We start from the raw sequence: 16,610 nt of genomic DNA on the forward strand, positions 1-16,610 counted from the left end.
ACCTTTTATGTTTTTCATTAAAAAACTGAATATAAAATCATCATGCTGCATGTCTGTAATAATCGGATTTTCATGTCCTTTGATAAATATTTTAGTTAACCGCCCATGGCTTTTAATCATAATTATATCGCAAATCCTCATTGTAATTTTAACACCATAAATTGTTTCTACAGTAATCAAAATAAAACCCCTTCTAAACTAATTGCGATTTTCGCTATATCCCGTAACTACCAAAATGACATAGCATATAAATTAAAAAATATCTAGGGTAGATTCAACCATTAGATAAACTAGGGGCGAGTTAATTCTTCGCGCCATATCTTTTTTTTGAATATTATTAATTAAATAAAACTACCAGAATAATGCAAATAATTCCTTCAAAAAATAACCGTTTTATCGTTTTTTATAATAAAAGTGGGTGAGCGATTATCCAGACTCATTCAATTCCTTAGCGTGAGTTTTCGTTCCACTGAGCGTCAGCCCCCGAAAAAACACGCTCAGTTGCGTGTGGTAAATTTGCCAGCCTTTGAAAGCAGATACCACCGAGTAGCTTGAACGCTGTTGCGAGCGTGGTGATGCAAGTTCGTTTTGACTATTTTACTTCAAGCCCAACATTGCCATGGGCTTACCATACCCAGGCAGAGAGCGGCTTCCATACCGTAGGAGACTGGCCGTAGCTGCAACGTTTATCGTTGTGGTGATTTCACTTCATCAGCGGCTTAAACAGTGTTTATCCTCGTAAGTTCGCGTTATTGTGCTACTCGTCTCAATGATTTGCGTCTGCACCGGCGTCACTTTTTCCGTGTCAACGGATGAAGGTGACACCGCAGCCGAAGAACCCATTATCTCCATGAGACATGCACCTCAACCGCTGTGTCATGAATCTGACACACCCTTTTCATGCTGGAGACGGGTACAATAGTTTCTCCGTTTTAGCCCAAATAAGAGGGTATCGAAAAAAATTGCGGGTATTACAGCGGGTATCAAAAAGGTATTTAAATTATAAATTCATTATTTATAAATAACTTAAGTAAAATATGCTGCTAATTATCGATAACTACGACTCCTTTACCTACAACCTTTACCAATACTTTTGTGAGCTTGGCGCGCAGGTTGTGGTGAAGCGTAATGATGAACTGACGCTGCGTGAGATTGAACAGCTTGCGCCTGAGCGGTTGGTTATTTCACCTGGCCCTTGTACGCCGGACGAGGCGGGCATTTCACTGGCTGCCATTCGTCACTTTGCTGATAAATTGCCTATTCTGGGCGTGTGTCTTGGCCATCAGGCGATGGGGCAGGCGTTCGGCGCGCGCGTGGTGCGGGCACGGCAGGTCATGCACGGGAAAACCTCAGCGATTGCGCATAGCGATACGGGGGTTTTCACGGGGTTGGCTCAGCCTTTGACGGTCACCCGTTATCATTCACTCATTATTGATTCCGCCTCGCTACCCGATTGCTTTGAGGTCACGGCCTGGAGCGAACATGAAGGAAAGCGTGATGAGATTATGGGGATCCGCCATCGCGCATTGCCACTGGAAGGGGTGCAGTTTCACCCAGAGAGCATTCTTAGCCAGCAGGGGCATCAGCTTTTGGATAATTTCCTTAAAATTTAGTGATATAGAAAGTTATTCTCCTCAGTAGCCGATTTAATATTGCCTGTAATTGATTTTTTATGCATATTTGTTGACTATATTTTCATTTAGATATGATGGACAGCAGAGTGAGGCAGCAAATGGCAGCAGAGCAGAAAGCAGTGACACGGGATACTCATGATAAAGTGATTTTGCCAGTTTATGCACCCGCGAAGTTTGTACCCGTGAAAGGTAAAGGGAGCCGCGTCTGGGATCAGGACGGCCGCGAGTATATCGATTTCTCCGGTGGTATTGCGGTCACGGCGCTGGGTCACTGCCATCCTGCATTGGTGAACGCGTTGCAGCAGCAGGGTGAAACGCTGTGGCACACCAGCAATATTTTCACTAATGAGCCTGCGCTACGCCTCGCCAGCAAATTGATTGATGCTACTTTTGCCGACCGCGTGTTCTTTGTTAACTCCGGTGCTGAGGCTAACGAAGCTGCCTTTAAGCTGGCACGTCACTATGGGATTAAACGCCATAGTCCGTATAAAACCAAGATCATCGCCTTCTACAATGCATTCCATGGTCGGACGCTGTTCACCGTCTCGGTCGGCGGACAGCCTAAATATGCCGACGGTTTCGGGCCTAAGCCTGCCGATATTGTTCATGTTCCCTTCAACGATCTGGCTGCTGTTAAAGCGGTGATGGACGATCACACCTGTGCGGTTGTACTGGAGCCGATTCAGGGGGAAGGGGGGATTACGCCCGCTACGCCTGAGTTTTTACAAGGCGTTCGCGATCTGTGCGATCAGCACAAGGCGCTGCTGGTGTTTGATGAAGTGCAGAGCGGAATGGGGCGCACTGGCAAACTATTCAGCTACATGCACTACGGCATTACGCCAGATATCCTCACAACGGCTAAAGCATTGGGCGGTGGTTTCCCGATTAGCGCGATGCTGACGACGGAAGAGATCGCATCGGCCATGACGGTTGGGGTACACGGCACCACTTATGGCGGCAACCCGCTGGCCTGTGCGGTGGCGGAAGCTGCGCTGGATATTATTAACACACCAGAAGTGCTATCAGGTGTGGCGGATCGCCACGATCGCTTTGTTAGTGAGCTTGAGAAAATCAATCAGCAGTGCGGAATATTCGAGCAGGTTCGCGGTATGGGGCTGCTGCTGGGTGCCGAACTGAAACCGCAATGGCATGGTCGCGCGGGCGAGTTTCTGGCTGCGGCAACGTCTCAGGGGCTTATGGTGCTGATGGCTGGGCCGAACGTAATCCGCTTCGTACCATCTTTGATTATTGATGAAGAGGATATTGCGCAGGGGATGGCGAAATTCGCTAAAGCCGTCGCGCAGGTCGTTAACGCAGCAAACTGATTATGCTCTCAAAAGATCAGCCATAAAAAAACGTAGGGAACGTTTTTCAACGTCGCTTGCGACGACCCGCAGGGTGGCGAGCAGGAAGCTCGCCATAAAAAAAGCGTGAGGCCAAGGCTTCACGCTTTTTTTATTGGTAGGGTACCGCGACAGGGGTTTAGCGAGTGCCGTAAACGACAATCGTTTTACCGTGTGCAGAGATCAGGTTCTGGTCTTCTAACATTTTCAGAATGCGGCCCACGGTTTCACGCGAGCAGCCAACGATTTGCCCAATTTCCTGACGGGTAATTTTTATTTGCATGCCATCTGGATGTGTCATGGCATCAGGTTGTTTGGCCAGGTTGAGTAGGGTTTGGGCAATACGGCCAGTCACATCAAGGAAGGCGAGGTTGCCGACTTTTTCAGAGGTAACCTGAAGTCTGTTTGCCATTTGTGCAGACAGACGCATGAGGATATCCGGGTTAACCTGGATGAGTTGGCGGAATTTTTTATAGGAAATTTCAGCCACTTCACAGGCGGTTTTTGCCCGAACCCAGGCGCTGCGTTCCTGACCTTCTTCAAACAGGCCGAGCTCGCCGATAAAATCGCCCTGATTGAGGTAGGAGAGAATCATTTCCTTGCCTTCTTCATCTTTGATTAGCACTGCGACAGAGCCTTTCACGATGTAGTAAAGCGTTTCTGCTTTTTCACCTTGGTGAATCAGCGTGCTCTTCGATGGATACTTGTGGATATGACAATGGGAAAGGAACCATTCGAGAGTTGGATCTGTTTGCGGTTTGCCGAGAACCATTCGCTATCATCCTCTGTTGTAATTCACTGCGCAAATTACAGGGGTCAGAGTTCCCTGTACGGCGTGTTTAACTGCTAAAAAAATAAAATTCAGTCTAGGCAGAATGACGTCAGGGAATATACTGAAACCTCTGTACCCTTTATTTTCCGGTTGCTGCCTTGCCGCACCGTAAAAATGGCTGGGTATGTCTGGCCAGGTCATCATCTTCTTCGTTTCTGGGTTTGTCCAGAAAAGGTCTATTCTATTTTCGTTTTAACACAGCTTTAAGGACGTGTCTTGTGTTGTCTCGCTTCAGCATGACAAAGCGCTGATTAACGCTGGTTTTTGTACAGTAACGGTATAAATTTTCAAAAAATTTTTAGTGGAGAGGCATCATGCAGGCACGGGTAAAATGGGTTGAAGGCTTAACGTTTTTGGGCGAATCCGCATCAGGACATCAGATATTGATGGACGGCAATTCCGGTGATAAAGCGCCGAGTCCGATGGAAATGGTGTTGATGTCCGTAGGGGGATGCAGCGCGATTGATGTGGTGTCGATTCTGCAAAAAAGCCGCAACGATGTAGCGGATTGTGAAGTGAAATTAACGTCAGAACGTCGGTCAGAAGCGCCGCGTTTATTCACCCATATCAATCTGCATTTTATCGTGACGGGAAAAGGATTGACCGACAAAGTTGTCGAGCGAGCCGTCGCACTGTCGGCAGAAAAATACTGCTCAGTAGCATTGATGCTGGGCAAAGCCGTTGAGGTGACGCACAGCCACGAAATTAGAGTGCTGGCATAATCCCTGTCTCTGGGCACTAATTCTGGTCACTTAAGCCTGTTATTAGGGGAAACACAGGGGGTGGTTCCCGTAGGGAGGCCTCACCCCTGTGGTCGCCCCGTGTATCTCGATGCTTATTCGATCGTTTTCCCTTCAATTAACCGCTGCACCAGCGGTGCCATGATTAATTCCATCGCCAATCCCATCTTCCCACCGGTAACGACCAGCGTGTTGATGTGGGAGATAAAGGAACCCTGCAACATAGCGAGCAGATAGGGGTAATCAATATTATCCAACCCCTGAAAATGAATCACGACGAAGCTTTCGTCCAATGAGGGAATCGATTTGGCGGCGAACGGGTTGGAGGTGTCCACGGTGGGCACGCGCTGGAAGTTGATGTGTGTGCGAGAGAACTGTGGCGTGATATAGGTGATGTAGTCTTCCATTGAGCGGACGACGGAATCCATCACCGCTTCACGCGAGTGGCCGCGCTCATTAACGTCACGAATCAGCTTTTGAATCCATTCCAGGTTGACGATCGGCACCACGCCGACGAGCAAATCGACATGCTGTGCCACGTCGTTTTGCTCGGTGACCACGCCGCTGTGCAATCCTTCATAGAACAGGATATCGGTGGGTTCTGGCATCGGCTCCCACGGCGTGAACGTCCCAGGAACCTGATTATAGGGAATGGCTTCATCGTAGGTATGAAGGTATTTACGCGTCTGGCCACGCCCGTGCAGGCCATATTCAATAAACGACTGTTCCAGCAGGCTGAAATCATTCGCTTCTGGGCCGAAGTAGCTGATGTGGCGTCCTGAATCACGCGCTTTACGAATTGCCATATCCATTTCCGGGCGGGTATAGCGGTGAAAGCTATCGCCTTCCAACTGGGCTGCGCGCAGATCAAACTGCTGGAAAATCTTACGGAAGGCCAGACTGGTTGTCGTGGTTCCCGCTCCGCTGGAGCCGGTAACCGCAATAATCGGATGTTGATGTGACATAAAGTGCGTGACTCCGTGATCGCGATGCCCGCATAGACCGAAGGCCTGCGCGCATCCTCAAAAAAGACGTAATTATCATCATTGTTAGCATGTTTGGCGCGTTCTTTCACGACTTTCGGCGTGCTCAATAAGGGGCATGTCCTCCGGAATTGAGCTGATTACGCGGCATGATATTGAGGGTTTCATGTAACTCAGACCACACCAACACCACCTCGCCAGATTGGAGTTGGCCGCGGATATCTTCCACTTTCTGCGCCAGCGAACGCTCCTGTTCGCCGTAATCGGTGCCTTCCCGCAGAACGAAAGATTCGATGATGCTATCCAGCGTTTCTGGGTCGAGCTGTTGCCAGGGAATAATCACGCTATGTTTCCTGATTCAAAGGGTTTCTGAGTAAAAACGGCTCCTGAAGAAAAAGAGTCGCTGGCCTGGTCCAAAAATGGGCTAAGCCAGTTGGGAATGCGCTGTTCCAGCCACATTTCCGGTTTCAGCAACGTTCCACCGACGAAGCCAACATGCCCGCCATGTTCCGTTAGCTGATACTCAATATTAGACGGTAACTGAGACAGATCGGGAATCACCTCTGATGTCATGAAAGGATCGTCCTTCGCATGGATGATGAGCAGCGGTTTTCGTATCTGAGGCAACAGTGGCAGAGCGCTACAGCGTCGATAGTAGTCGGCCGCATCGCGGAAGCCGTGGATACGTGAGGTAATGACGTCATCAAACTCTCGCAGCTGTCGGATTCGCTTCAACTGCGGCAACTGAATCGGTAGCGTGTCCGGGTAAGCCGCCAGCTTGCGACTGGCGTTTTGTTTCAACAGGCGCAGTAGGTAATGCTGATAGACGCGAGAGAAGCCTTGTTCCATCCGACGGCTACAAGGTTCGAGCATCAGTGGTGCAGAAACAATGACGGCCGCTGACAGGGAACAGGCTTCGCCTTGCTGCGCGAGCAGGTAGGCTAGCATGTTACCGCCGAGAGACACGCCGATGGCAGCCGTAGGTGTATCGCCCAGCGTCTCCTGCATCCAGCGCAGGAAATAGCTGGCATCGCTGGTTTCGCCGGAGTGATAAATACGCTTCATCCGGTTGGGTTTGCCGCTGCATCCGCGGAAATGCATGATGACTGCCAGCCAGCCGCGCTGCTTACAGGCATGTAGCAGGCCGTGAGCGTAAGGGCTATGAAAGCTGCCTTCCAGCCCGTGGAACAGCACCACGCGCGGTTTGTGCCGCGCCTGTTCAGGGGCTTCGCTCCAGGCCAGATCGACGAAATCGCCATCCGGTAATTCCAGTGACTGCCAGACTGGCGAGAATTGCGCATGGCGGCGGATCAGACGCGGTAATAGCGTTTGCAGATGTGGATTATGCGCGCCGCTCAGCGGACGGAAATGGTCATACATAAAGGATAGATAAATCTTGTTGTCGGCTCTTGTACGATCAATATCACACTGTTAGCTTCAATGCTGCCAGTTGGTACGACATTTGGGTCAGGAGCGCCTACAAATAATGGAACTGAGTTTATTTCTTTCGATGTTGGGGTTTTTGTGGGTAGCGGCCATCACACCGGGGCCTAACAATATGCTGTTGACCACCTCGGGCGCGAATTTTGGCTTTATGCGTTCACTGTGGCTGATGGTCGGCATCATGCTGGGCATGCAGAGCATTTTGCTGCTGGTGGCATTCGGTGTCGGTGGTTTGATTCTGATTTACCCTTCGCTGCATTTTATCTTGAAAGTCCTCGGCAGTGCCTATCTGCTCTGGCTGGCGTGGAAAATCGCCACGGCGGCTTACGAACGTCTGGAAACGTCCGTTGCACCGCCCAAGCCGATCCGGCTTTATCAAGGGTGGTTGCTGCAATTCCTGAACCCGAAAGCGTGGCTCATGGCGCTGGGCGCGGTTGCCAGCTTTAGTCTGGCGGGGGAAGGCTATAACCAGTCAGTGATCGCGATAAGCATCGGGATTGTGCTGGTCAATCTGGTGTCCGGTGTCATCTGGCTCGGATTCGGCACGATGATTGGACGACTACTGCGCAGTAAAAAAGCGTGGATTATCTTTAATGTGTCAATGGGCTTGCTGACCGCCGCCTGCGTGCTGTTGATTTGGCATTAAGGCGACGCTTTTCAGGCAACTAATATCAAAACGAGTCGCTCTGCATCATCTGCTCTAGCTGTTCCTGCGCGTCCAGCCAGGATAGCTCCGTTTCTTCCAGCTCGATTTTGACTTTGGTTTGCTGTTGCAGGCAGTCGGTGAGTTCGGCTTTACGGCTGATGTCGTAGATGGCACTGTCCGCCAGTCGGGCTTCCAGCGTTGCCAGCGTTTCCCCCAGCTTTTCCATCTGCTGCTCAAGCTTGGTTATCTGTTTGCGCAGCGGTTGCGTTTGTGTTCTCAATTCGGCTTCGCGGCGTTTCTGATCTTTTCTGCCCTGTGCGCTGTTGGCGATATTCTCTTTTGGCGTTTCATCGGCCGCATTTTCCTGACGTTGCAGGCCGACCAGCCACTGCTGGTAGTCTTCCAAATCGCCGTCGAACGGTTCTACTTTTTGGTCGTGTACCAGATAGAGATCGTCCGTAGTAGAACGGATCAGGTGTCGATCGTGCGAGACGACAACCAGTGCACCTTCAAAATCGATTAATGCTTCGGTCAACGCCTGACGCATATCCAGATCGAGGTGGTTGGTTGGTTCGTCGAGCAGCAGGAGATTCGGGCGCTGCCAGACGATCAGTGCCAGTACCAGACGGGCTTTTTCGCCGCCAGAGAAGCGCTCGGTGATCTCGGTGACTTTGTCGCCCTGAAAACCGAAGCCGCCGAGGTAGTCGCGCAGCTGCTGTTCCGTTTCCCGCTCTGCCAGACGCACCAAATGCTGTAATGGCGATTCGTCCGCACGTAGAAACTCTAACTGGTGCTGGGCGAAATAACCGAGCTTCACACCTTTCGCCAGCCCAATTTCCCCTTTCAGTGGGGCGAGCGTGCCAGCAAGCAGTTTGATCAGCGTGGACTTACCCGCTCCGTTATGGCCGAGCAGCCCGATGCGAGAACCCGGCACTAAATTGAGTTTGATGGATTCCAGAATCAGCTTGTCGTTATAGCCTGCGCTGACCTTTTCCATCTTCATCAGTGGATTGGGTAACGACTCCGGGGCGCGAAAGCTGAAGCGGAAAGGGTTATCGACATGCGCTGGTGCAATCATTTCCATGCGTTCCAGCATTTTTATCCGGCTTTGCGCCTGCTTGGCTTTGGTTGCTTGTGCGCGGAAACGGTCGATGTAGTGTTGCAGATGCGCGACGCGCTCCTGCTGATGTTCATAGAGCGATTGCTGCTGTGCAAGACGGGTGGCGCGCTGGCGTTCAAACGAGGAGTAGTTACCCGTGTACTCATTGAGCGACTGCTGCTCGATGTGCAGAATCTTGGTCACTACCGGATCGAGGAAATCGCGATCGTGCGAGATCAGGACCAGCGTGCCGGCGTAGTTTTTCAGCCACTTTTCCAGCCAGATAACCGCATCCAGATCGAGGTGGTTGGTCGGTTCATCCAGTAACAGCAGGTCTGAACGACAGATCAGCGCCTGTGCCAGATTCAAACGCATCCTCCAGCCGCCGGAAAAGGCGCTGACGGGTTGTTGCAACTGTGGCTGAGAAAATCCTAGCCCATTGAGTAGGCTTGATGCTCTGGCCTGAATCGTCCAGGCCTGAATCGCATCCAGCTTGCCGTGCAGCGTGGCAATGGCGTTGCCATCGTTTTCTTCGTTGGCGGTCTGCAACGCGGCTTCCAACTGGCGAAACTCTCGGTCGCCGTCAATCACGTAGTCCAGCGCGGGTTTATCCAACGCAGGCGTTTCCTGATTGACCCAGGCCAGTGACCAGTTTTGCGGGAAGGTTGCGGTGCCACCGTCGGCGCTGATTTCGCCTTTCAGTAATGACAGCAGCGTAGATTTACCACAGCCGTTTTTGCCAACCAGACCGACTTTTTGGCCAGGATTAACCGTTGCTGTCGCGTTATCGATCAGAACGCGTACACCACGTCGAATTTGCAGCGAAGAGAAAACAATCATAAAGCGCCGTATGTTCAGAGTATGTTAAATTATGGACATATCAGGACACGCGGTGTCCCGTTTTTAGTCGTTGCGCTGCATGGTAACGGAAAACGATTATTATGACGACGCTTTGGAGGGGAATGATGTCGCAGCCACCGAAGATTTTGCTGCTGTATGCCCATCCGGAACCACAGGACTCGGTAGCGAACCGGATTTTATTGCAACCGGCGCAGCAGTTGGCGAATGTAACCGTGCACGATCTGTACGCACACTATCCTGACTTTTTTATCGATATTCATCATGAACAACAGCTGCTGCGTGAGCATCAGGTCATTGTTTTCCAACATCCGTTTTATACCTACAGCTGTCCGGCGCTGCTGAAAGAGTGGCTCGATAGGGTGTTATCTCGCGGCTTTGCTAATGGGATTGGCGGGAATGCGCTGGCGGGGAAATACTGGCGCTCGGTGATTACGACCGGTGAGCCGGAAGATGCCTACCACGCTGATGGGAGCAATCGCTACCCGATGGACGATTTGCTACGCCCGTTTGAGCTGACGGCGGAAATGTGCCGTATGCATTGGATGCATCCCATGATTATTTACTGGGCGCGTCGGTTACAGCCCGATGTGTTGTTGAGTCAAGCCAAAGCTTACGGTGAATGGCTATCCTCCCCTTTACCTAAAGAGGAACGCTAGTATGGAGAGTTCTTCGCTCCTGACCGCCGGAGTCTTGTTTTTGTTTGTGTCGGTAGTCGCCGTACCGATCGCTGCCCGAATAGGGATTGGCGCCGTATTGGGCTATTTGATCGCTGGGATCGCCATTGGCCCTTGGGGGCTTGGCTTTATCCGTGATGTGGAAGCCATTCTGCACTTCTCGGAGCTGGGTGTCGTTTTTCTGATGTTCATCATCGGTCTGGAGTTGAATCCCTCCAAGCTCTGGACGCTGCGCCGCTCGATCTTTGGCGTTGGGGCGGCTCAGGTCGGACTGAGTGCGCTGATTTTAGGCGGAGGCCTGTATTTGACGGATTTCTCGTGGCAGTCCGCACTGATTGGCGGCGTGGGGTTGGCGATGTCGTCAACGGCCATGGCGCTGCAGCTGATGCGCGAAAAGGGCATGAACCGTAATGAGTCGGGGCAACTAGGTTTCTCCGTTCTACTGTTTCAGGATTTGGCCGTTATTCCTGCGCTGGCGCTGATCCCGATTCTGGCCGGTGTGCAGGGTGATTTCGGCGATTGGGAACGGATTGGGCTGAAGGTTGCTGCGTTTCTCGGCATGCTAATCGGTGGTCGCTATTTGGTGCGTCCGCTGTTCCGCTTTATTGCGGCATCTGGCGTGCGCGAAGTATTCACCGCCGCCGCGCTGTTGCTGGTGCTCGGCTCTGCGCTGTTTATGGAAGCGTTAGGGCTTTCTATGGCATTAGGCACCTTTATCGCCGGTATTCTGCTGGCGGAAAGCGAATATCGGCATGAATTAGAAATTGCCATTGAGCCGTTCAAAGGCTTGCTGCTTGGGTTGTTCTTTATCTCTGTAGGAATGGCGCTGAATCTCGGGATCCTCTACACCCATATCGTGAAGATTATGTTTGCGGTGCTGGTGCTGGTGGCCGTGAAAGCGGCTGTGCTGTATTTCCTTGCGCGAATTAATCGTATGCGCCGATCCGAGCGTTTGCAGTTTGCCGGGGTGCTGAGTCAGGGCGGTGAGTTCGCCTTCGTCCTGTTTTCTGCTGCGGCTTCATTCAACGTTTTGAAAGGTGAGCAACTGCCGCTGTTGTTGGTGACGGTGACGCTATCCATGATGACGACGCCGCTGCTGATGCAGTTAATCGACCGCATTCTGGTACGTCGCTATAACGTGCAGGATGTGCCGGATGAGAAACCGTATGTCGAGGATGACGAACCGCAAGTGATCGTGGTGGGCTTCGGGCGTTTCGGACAGGTGATTGCTCGCTTATTAATGGCGAACAAAATGCGGATTACGGTTCTGGAGCGTGATATCAGCGCCGTGAGCTTGATGCGCAGCTATGGTTATAAGGTTTATTATGGCGATGCCACGGAACTGGAACTGCTGCGCTCGGCGGGCGCGGATAAAGCGCGCTCCATTGTGATCACCTGTAATGCGCCGGAAGATACGATGGAGATTGTGCATCTCTGTCAGCAACACTTTCCAAATCTGGAGATTCTGGCACGGGCACGCGGGCGTGTTGAAGCCCATGAGCTGTTACAGACGGGCGTAAGACATTTCTCGCGCGAAACCTTTTCCAGTGCGCTGGAACTGGGGCGAAAAACACTGGTGACGCTGGGCATGCACCCGCATCAGGCGATGCGCGCGCAACAGCACTTCCGCCGTCTGGATATGCGCATGCTACGTGAGTTGATGCCGCAACTGACGGGGGATGTCGCGCAAATCTCCCGTGTGAAAGAGGCTCGCCGTGAGCTGGAGGATATTTTCCAGCGAGAAATGCTGCGCGAGCGACGTCGGCCGAGTGTGTGGGATGAGGACGACGAGTAAGAACCAATAACGCCTATTGGAGTTCTTTACAGATGCTGGAACGGTGATGAATTGGAGTTATCATGCGTAAACGCTTTATTGCAGGGGCCGTGTGCCCGACGTGTCAGGCTCAGGACACACTTGCCGTTGGACGAGAAGATGATATCGAGGTTGTGGTGTGCGTGAAGTGCGGATATCGCCAGAGTCAGGCAGATGAACCCACGGCGGCACCCGCCCCACAGGCTAGCGATATCATCGGGATCTTCCGGCCAGAATGAGGGATGAGTGCCGTGGTGGTATTGTCACCAACCGTTGGCGTTTTTTGATTCCAGACGGTACATAGGGACATTTTTCAGCTACAATTTGCGCCAGTTTGATTTCCAACGGTAGGAGATATCATGAAAAAAGTAGCAAAAGGTCTGGTAGTTAGCCTGGCCTACCAAGTACGTACAGAAGACGGTGTGTTGGTTGATGAGTCTCCGGTGAGCGCGCCGTTGGACTATTTGCACGGTTACGGCTCCCTGATTTCTGGTTTGGAAAGCGCGCTGGAAGGCCATGAGGCTGGTGATAAGTTTGATGTGAACATTGGTTCCAACGACGCTTACGGCAACTATGATGAAAATCTGGTTCAGCGCGTACCGAAAGATGTCTTTATGGGCGTTGACGAGCTGCAAGTTGGCATGCGTTTCCTGGCTGAGACCGATCAGGGTCCAGTACCTGTTGAAATTACCGAAGTGGAAGACGACCACGTTGTTGTCGACGGCAACCACATGCTGGCAGGCCAAAACCTGAGCTTCAATGTTGAAGTCATTGCTATCCGCGAAGCAACGGAAGAAGAGCTGGAGCACGGCCATGTTCACGGTGAACACGACCATGAACATGGCGACGGCTGCTGTGGCGGTCACGGCCATGACCACGATCATGACCACCAGCACGGTAAAGGCGGCTGCGGCGGCAACGGTGGATGCGGCTGCCACTAATATATTGTAGCGCATAAAAAAACCTCAGGTTGATGAAGATCACCTGAGGTTTTTTTATTTATTTACTTTTAGATCGGGATCTGGCCTGTATCGAGCGCCAGCATAACGGGTCGCGAATCTCAGTAATGCGGCGGCGGCGTTTCTTCTGCCTGTGATGCGACGAGTGAGGTTTGCTGGCTGCGTAGTCGGTCGGTGAGTAGACGGACATGTTCACGCAGGCGGCTAATTTCCCGCTCGTGCTGAATAACCGTTTGGTTAAGCTCTTCTATGGTTAATTCCTGAAAAGCCTGTCGGCTTTCCAACTGTTCGAGTCGTTCTTCAAGTGCTGATGGTGACATCGGTATTCCCCTTACCTCTTGTTACCCGCGAGTTTGTCAGAAAGCGGAAACTTCTGGTAGTAAAAACGGTCGCAGTAGGGCGCAATGCACTATCCGGAATGGGGCATATCGTTGCCAGAAGGCCTTAGGACGACACAAATGATGTCAGAGAAGCTTCCTGACGTTTTTTATCAAAGGATTGTCGCGTGCGTCGTTGTGTTGTCTTCGTCCGCACAGTTATAGTAGGCGCGAATTTATTTTAATGATGGCTGGAGCGCGTCGCTCCAGATGCTGGAGAAATGGATGAAATCACTGTTTAAAGTAACGCTGTTAGCAACAACGATGGCTCTGGCTCTGAACGCAGGCCAGGCTCTGGCGGCAGACAAAGCGCAGGCATCTGACACCACTGCGGCAGCCAAATTCAAGAACGATGAGCAGGCAGCGGCTTATGCGTTAGGTGCATCTTTAGGGCGTTACATGGATAACTCTCTGAAAGAGCAAGAAAAATTAGGTATAAAACTGGATAAAGATCAGCTGATTGCTGGCGTTCAGGATGCCTTTGCTGATAAGAGCAAGCTGACTGACGAAGAAATCGAGAAAACGCTGCAAGGCTTTGAAGGTAAAGTGAAAGCCGCAGCTGAAGCCAAGATGAAGCAAGATGCGAAAGATAACGCTGATAAAGGCACCAAGTATCTTGAGTCCTTCGCTAAAGAAAAAGGCGTGAAGAAAACTGAATCTGGCCTTCTGTATCAGGTTGAGAAAGAAGGTAGCGGCAACGCGCCGAAAGACAGCGATACCGTTGTGGTTAACTACAAAGGTACGTTGGTTGACGGTAGCGAGTTCGACAACTCCTACAAACGTGGTGAGCCACTTTCTTTCCGTCTGGACGGCGTGATCCCAGGTTGGACTGAAGGTCTGAAGCACGTTAAGAAAGGCGGCAAAATCAAGCTGGCTATCCCGCCAGCACTGGCCTATGGCGAAAACGGCGTGCCTGGCATTCCGGCTAACTCCACGCTGGTATTTGACGTTGAACTGCTGGACATTAAATCTGAAGCTGACCTGAAAGCAGCGGATGATGCGAAAGCTGAAAAACCAGCAGCCGAAGCGAAAGCGGCTAAATAAGCATCGCGATAATGGCGATATAACCGCAGGCTTCGACCTGCGGTTTTTTTGTTTTTCACTATCACTTCCCTGCGATTGAATCCTTTTCCCGTTAACCGTGACGGCACCTATCTGTCATCTACCACCCGCGACCCAACATCAGCACAGCGCGCGTAGTACCTTCGCCAACGTCTTGACCGACGTTTCCAGTTCATGCGGTGCGTGGGCAGCAAATCCCATGAGGAAACCGGCTTTATGCTGGCCCGACGCATATAGTGCTGTCAGCCCGAGCAGATCGATACCGGCCCGACGCGCGGATTCCACCGCGTCATGTTCAGAGATGTCACGGATGAAGATACAGGGCATCTGCATGCCTCCGGCTGGCACTCGTGGCTCCACGAAGTCAGCCAGATGCTGACGCACCAGCCGTGCCAGCATATCACGGCGTTCCGCATAAACGGTGCGCATCGTGCGTACATAGGCACCGAAGTGGCCTCCTTCTATAAAACGCGCCAGCGTGAGCTGTGGAATGGGCGCGCTGTGCCCATCCATCAGCGTGCGGGCCACCGTCATGGGGGCAACCAGCTGTGGCGGCAGTACCATGTATCCGATGCGCAGGCCGGGAAACAGTGATTTGGTGAAGGTGCCGATATAGATCGTTCGATCGTGCGGGTCGAGCCCCTGCACGCAGGCGGTAGGTTTACCTGCATAGTGGAACTCGCTGTCGTAGTCGTCTTCAATAATCCAGCTCTGGTTCTGCCGGGCCCATTCAATCACGGCAAGCCGTCGATCCAACGTCAGCGTTGCACCGGTTGGGAACTGGTGTGAGGGTGTCAGGAATACCGCTTTAGCGGACACGTTGTGGGCGTTGCTTGCCTCAAGCAGGTGATCAATCTGCAAACCATCGGCATCTAGTGGGATCGGTACACAGGCAAGTCCGGCGGCTTCGAATGCCTTGCGGGCGCCGTGGTACACGGGATCTTCAAGGAAGATCGGATCGCCAGCATCCAGCAATACCGTCGCACACAGGGTGAGTGCTTGTTGGGAACTGGTCAGCACCAGTACGCGATCGGGCGTAGCACGGGCTCCCCGCTCGAGATTGACATAATCTGCGATGGCACGTCTCAGCACTTCCATGCCCTGTGGCGGGCTGTGTAGCAGCGCCCGCGTGCCATATTCTTTTAGCACCTGTCGTTCTAGCCGTTCCCATGTCTGGAGTGGAAAGCTGCGGGTTTCCGGCACGCCGGGCGCGAACGCGCGCGGGATGATGAAGTCGCGAACGCCACCATTCTGGAACATAGCGCTGCCGCGTTGACTGAGGCGCAGTTCTGCTTTGCTATCTCCCGTTTTTCGGGCTTTACCACGTCCCGGCAGACGCTTTGCCCGCGCTGACACGAAACTGCCGCTGCCGACGCGACGTTCGATAAATCCTTCTGCATGCAGCTGGCTGTAAGCCGACTCGACCGTATCACGTGACACTCCCAGTGATGTAGACAGTGCGCGTGAGGCGGGTAAAGGCTTGCCCACATCAAGAACGCCATCGAGGATTAACTGGCGAATCGCTCGCTGGATACGAGCGTGTAAGGGCAAAGCACCTTGTGCGGGGTCGCCAATCCAGGCTTTGACCGATTCAAGCTGGGCATGTTTGAACAATTGGTCTGCCTCTTATCAAGAAAATGGTGGGGAACATCCTGCTATTTTAAATCTATAAATACGTTTCACAATCCATTCATCCTCTTCGTCAGGAGTGACGCTGATGTCGATATCCTCCAATACACAAACTCGCCACGACAGGCACGGTTGTTATCCCGACGCTGCCACGGTTGACGATTTCCAGCTCAATCTGGCGGCAGTTCAGGCCCGCATTTTCTGAGCTACGCGTGCGTCAGTGCTTTATACGACTGCGCCAGTTGCGCGAACGATTGCAGTAAAGCGCACCTACTGCTATCGAGCTGGATGAGTTATCCATGGGGATGTTCGGCGATTTTGAGATCGCGATTGAGGAAGGTGCCACCGTGGTGCGCGTCGGGCAGGCGATCTTTGGTGCACGGCCTCTGCCGGATAGCTACTACTGACGCTGATAGCGCCATTACAGAATCACATTGTTAAAAACTCCATGATTAACGCATAGGACGATGCCCATGTATGACGCTTCTCTTACTCTTACCGACTTCGACCCGTTG

The 16,610-nt window shown here is 52.1% G+C and carries 16 protein-coding genes and 1 pseudogene; 10 read left to right on the top strand and 7 right to left on the bottom strand.

Annotated elements, in window-relative coordinates; genetic code table 11:
• The first annotated feature begins 1,037 nt into the window (after window positions 1-1,037).
• Together LOZ86_RS03090 and argD are read left to right on the top strand one after the other, a co-directional pair.
• Window positions 1,038-1,613 (top strand): aminodeoxychorismate synthase component II, encoded by a 576-nt coding sequence (locus LOZ86_RS03090; protein ID WP_014916837.1) that lies wholly within the window; start codon window positions 1,038-1,040, stop codon window positions 1,611-1,613.
• A 119-nt stretch (window positions 1,614-1,732) separates the two neighbouring features.
• On the top strand, window positions 1,733-2,959 hold the full coding sequence (argD, locus tag LOZ86_RS03095) for a bifunctional acetylornithine/succinyldiaminopimelate transaminase (RefSeq protein WP_039484568.1): 1,227 nt from the start codon (window positions 1,733-1,735) through the stop codon (window positions 2,957-2,959).
• A 157-nt stretch (window positions 2,960-3,116) separates the two neighbouring features.
• On the opposite strand, the gene crp is transcribed toward argD, so the two are convergent.
• Window positions 3,117-3,749 carry a cAMP-activated global transcriptional regulator CRP gene (crp, locus tag LOZ86_RS03100; RefSeq protein ID WP_005969523.1) on the bottom strand — a complete coding sequence of 211 codons (633 nt, stop codon included), beginning with the start codon at window positions 3,747-3,749 and terminating at the stop codon, window positions 3,117-3,119.
• A 374-nt stretch (window positions 3,750-4,123) separates the two neighbouring features.
• Here crp and LOZ86_RS03105 point away from each other — a divergent pair, with 374 nt between their 5' ends.
• Window positions 4,124-4,531, top strand: coding sequence for an OsmC family protein (locus LOZ86_RS03105; RefSeq protein ID WP_039484565.1), 408 nt, complete (start codon window positions 4,124-4,126; stop codon window positions 4,529-4,531).
• Window positions 4,532-4,644: 113 nt separating this feature from the next.
• Here the strand turns inward: LOZ86_RS03105 and LOZ86_RS03110 are convergent, their stop codons facing one another.
• From LOZ86_RS03110 to LOZ86_RS03120, 3 genes are all read right to left on the bottom strand, one after another.
• Complete coding sequence (locus tag LOZ86_RS03110) at window positions 4,645-5,514, bottom strand: phosphoribulokinase (RefSeq protein WP_230242837.1); 870 nt, start codon at window positions 5,512-5,514, stop codon at window positions 4,645-4,647.
• Window positions 5,515-5,638: 124 nt separating this feature from the next.
• Window positions 5,639-5,875 (bottom strand): YheU family protein, encoded by a 237-nt coding sequence (locus tag LOZ86_RS03115; RefSeq protein WP_039484561.1) that lies wholly within the window; start codon window positions 5,873-5,875, stop codon window positions 5,639-5,641.
• Entirely contained in the window at window positions 5,872-6,912 is a 1,041-nt protein-coding gene (locus LOZ86_RS03120) for a hydrolase (protein ID WP_111778909.1), read from the bottom strand. The genes LOZ86_RS03115 and LOZ86_RS03120 overlap by 4 nt, the downstream gene beginning before the upstream one ends.
• A gap of 106 nt (window positions 6,913-7,018) precedes the next feature.
• Here LOZ86_RS03120 and LOZ86_RS03125 point away from each other — a divergent pair, with 106 nt between their 5' ends.
• Complete coding sequence (locus tag LOZ86_RS03125) at window positions 7,019-7,621, top strand: LysE family translocator (RefSeq protein ID WP_039484556.1); 603 nt, start codon at window positions 7,019-7,021, stop codon at window positions 7,619-7,621.
• Window positions 7,622-7,646: 25 nt separating this feature from the next.
• Here LOZ86_RS03125 and LOZ86_RS03130 read toward each other — a convergent pair whose 3' ends face one another.
• Window positions 7,647-9,560 carry an ABC transporter ATP-binding protein gene (locus LOZ86_RS03130; RefSeq protein ID WP_039484553.1) on the bottom strand — a complete coding sequence of 638 codons (1,914 nt, stop codon included), beginning with the start codon at window positions 9,558-9,560 and terminating at the stop codon, window positions 7,647-7,649.
• A 125-nt stretch (window positions 9,561-9,685) separates the two neighbouring features.
• On the opposite strand from LOZ86_RS03130, the gene kefG reads away from it, so the two are divergent.
• The 4 genes from kefG to slyD all read left to right on the top strand — a co-directional run bounded on the left by kefG (window position 9,686) and on the right by slyD (window position 13,009).
• Window positions 9,686-10,237 (top strand): glutathione-regulated potassium-efflux system ancillary protein KefG, encoded by a 552-nt coding sequence (gene kefG, locus LOZ86_RS03135; RefSeq protein WP_039484551.1) that lies wholly within the window; start codon window positions 9,686-9,688, stop codon window positions 10,235-10,237.
• A gap of 1 nt (window position 10,238) precedes the next feature.
• A complete protein-coding gene (kefB, locus tag LOZ86_RS03140; protein WP_039484548.1) occupies window positions 10,239-12,050 on the top strand; it encodes a glutathione-regulated potassium-efflux system protein KefB in 1,812 nt (603 codons plus the stop codon).
• 62 nt (window positions 12,051-12,112) lie between these two features.
• Window positions 12,113-12,307 carry a YheV family putative zinc ribbon protein gene (locus tag LOZ86_RS03145; protein ID WP_039484546.1) on the top strand — a complete coding sequence of 65 codons (195 nt, stop codon included), beginning with the start codon at window positions 12,113-12,115 and terminating at the stop codon, window positions 12,305-12,307.
• A gap of 120 nt (window positions 12,308-12,427) precedes the next feature.
• Complete coding sequence (gene slyD, locus LOZ86_RS03150) at window positions 12,428-13,009, top strand: peptidylprolyl isomerase (protein ID WP_039484544.1); 582 nt, start codon at window positions 12,428-12,430, stop codon at window positions 13,007-13,009.
• Between the two features lie 119 nt (window positions 13,010-13,128).
• On the opposite strand, the gene LOZ86_RS03155 is transcribed toward slyD, so the two are convergent.
• Window positions 13,129-13,347, bottom strand: coding sequence for a protein SlyX (locus LOZ86_RS03155; RefSeq protein ID WP_010297012.1), 219 nt, complete (start codon window positions 13,345-13,347; stop codon window positions 13,129-13,131).
• Window positions 13,348-13,629: 282 nt separating this feature from the next.
• Here LOZ86_RS03155 and fkpA point away from each other — a divergent pair, with 282 nt between their 5' ends.
• Complete coding sequence (fkpA, locus tag LOZ86_RS03160) at window positions 13,630-14,448, top strand: FKBP-type peptidyl-prolyl cis-trans isomerase (protein WP_039484793.1); 819 nt, start codon at window positions 13,630-13,632, stop codon at window positions 14,446-14,448.
• A 138-nt stretch (window positions 14,449-14,586) separates the two neighbouring features.
• Here the strand turns inward: fkpA and pdxR are convergent, their stop codons facing one another.
• On the bottom strand, window positions 14,587-16,080 hold the full coding sequence (pdxR, locus tag LOZ86_RS03165) for a MocR-like pyridoxine biosynthesis transcription factor PdxR (RefSeq protein ID WP_039484541.1): 1,494 nt from the start codon (window positions 16,078-16,080) through the stop codon (window positions 14,587-14,589).
• 224 nt (window positions 16,081-16,304) lie between these two features.
• On the opposite strand from pdxR, the pseudogene LOZ86_RS21465 reads away from it, so the two are divergent.
• A pseudogene (locus tag LOZ86_RS21465) lies at window positions 16,305-16,502 on the top strand (YggS family pyridoxal phosphate-dependent enzyme); the annotation flags it as partial.
• Window positions 16,503-16,610 lie beyond the last annotated feature (108 nt).

The organism is Pectobacterium parvum (assembly GCF_020971565.1).
Classification (GTDB): Bacteria; Pseudomonadota; Gammaproteobacteria; order Enterobacterales; family Enterobacteriaceae; genus Pectobacterium; species Pectobacterium polare.

Excerpts from the sequence above, each read along its gene's own strand:
- LOZ86_RS03155 (WP_010297012.1), bottom strand. The coding sequence starts at position 13,347 with ATGTCACCATCAGCACTTGAAGAACGACTCGAACAGTTGGAAAGCCGA.
- LOZ86_RS03105 (WP_039484565.1), top strand. The coding sequence starts at position 4,124 with ATGCAGGCACGGGTAAAATGGGTTGAAGGCTTAACGTTTTTGGGCGAA.
- LOZ86_RS03110 (WP_230242837.1), bottom strand. The coding sequence starts at position 5,514 with ATGTCACATCAACATCCGATTATTGCGGTTACCGGCTCCAGCGGAGCG.
- crp (WP_005969523.1), bottom strand. The coding sequence starts at position 3,749 with ATGGTTCTCGGCAAACCGCAAACAGATCCAACTCTCGAATGGTTCCTT.
- LOZ86_RS03125 (WP_039484556.1), top strand. The coding sequence starts at position 7,019 with ATGGAACTGAGTTTATTTCTTTCGATGTTGGGGTTTTTGTGGGTAGCG.
- LOZ86_RS03145 (WP_039484546.1), top strand. The coding sequence starts at position 12,113 with ATGCGTAAACGCTTTATTGCAGGGGCCGTGTGCCCGACGTGTCAGGCT.
- argD (WP_039484568.1), top strand. The coding sequence starts at position 1,733 with ATGGCAGCAGAGCAGAAAGCAGTGACACGGGATACTCATGATAAAGTG.
- LOZ86_RS03130 (WP_039484553.1), bottom strand. The coding sequence starts at position 9,560 with ATGATTGTTTTCTCTTCGCTGCAAATTCGACGTGGTGTACGCGTTCTG.
- fkpA (WP_039484793.1), top strand. The coding sequence starts at position 13,630 with ATGAAATCACTGTTTAAAGTAACGCTGTTAGCAACAACGATGGCTCTG.
- kefG (WP_039484551.1), top strand. The coding sequence starts at position 9,686 with ATGTCGCAGCCACCGAAGATTTTGCTGCTGTATGCCCATCCGGAACCA.
- slyD (WP_039484544.1), top strand. The coding sequence starts at position 12,428 with ATGAAAAAAGTAGCAAAAGGTCTGGTAGTTAGCCTGGCCTACCAAGTA.
- LOZ86_RS03120 (WP_111778909.1), bottom strand. The coding sequence starts at position 6,912 with ATGTATGACCATTTCCGTCCGCTGAGCGGCGCGCATAATCCACATCTG.
- kefB (WP_039484548.1), top strand. The coding sequence starts at position 10,239 with ATGGAGAGTTCTTCGCTCCTGACCGCCGGAGTCTTGTTTTTGTTTGTG.
- LOZ86_RS03090 (WP_014916837.1), top strand. The coding sequence starts at position 1,038 with ATGCTGCTAATTATCGATAACTACGACTCCTTTACCTACAACCTTTAC.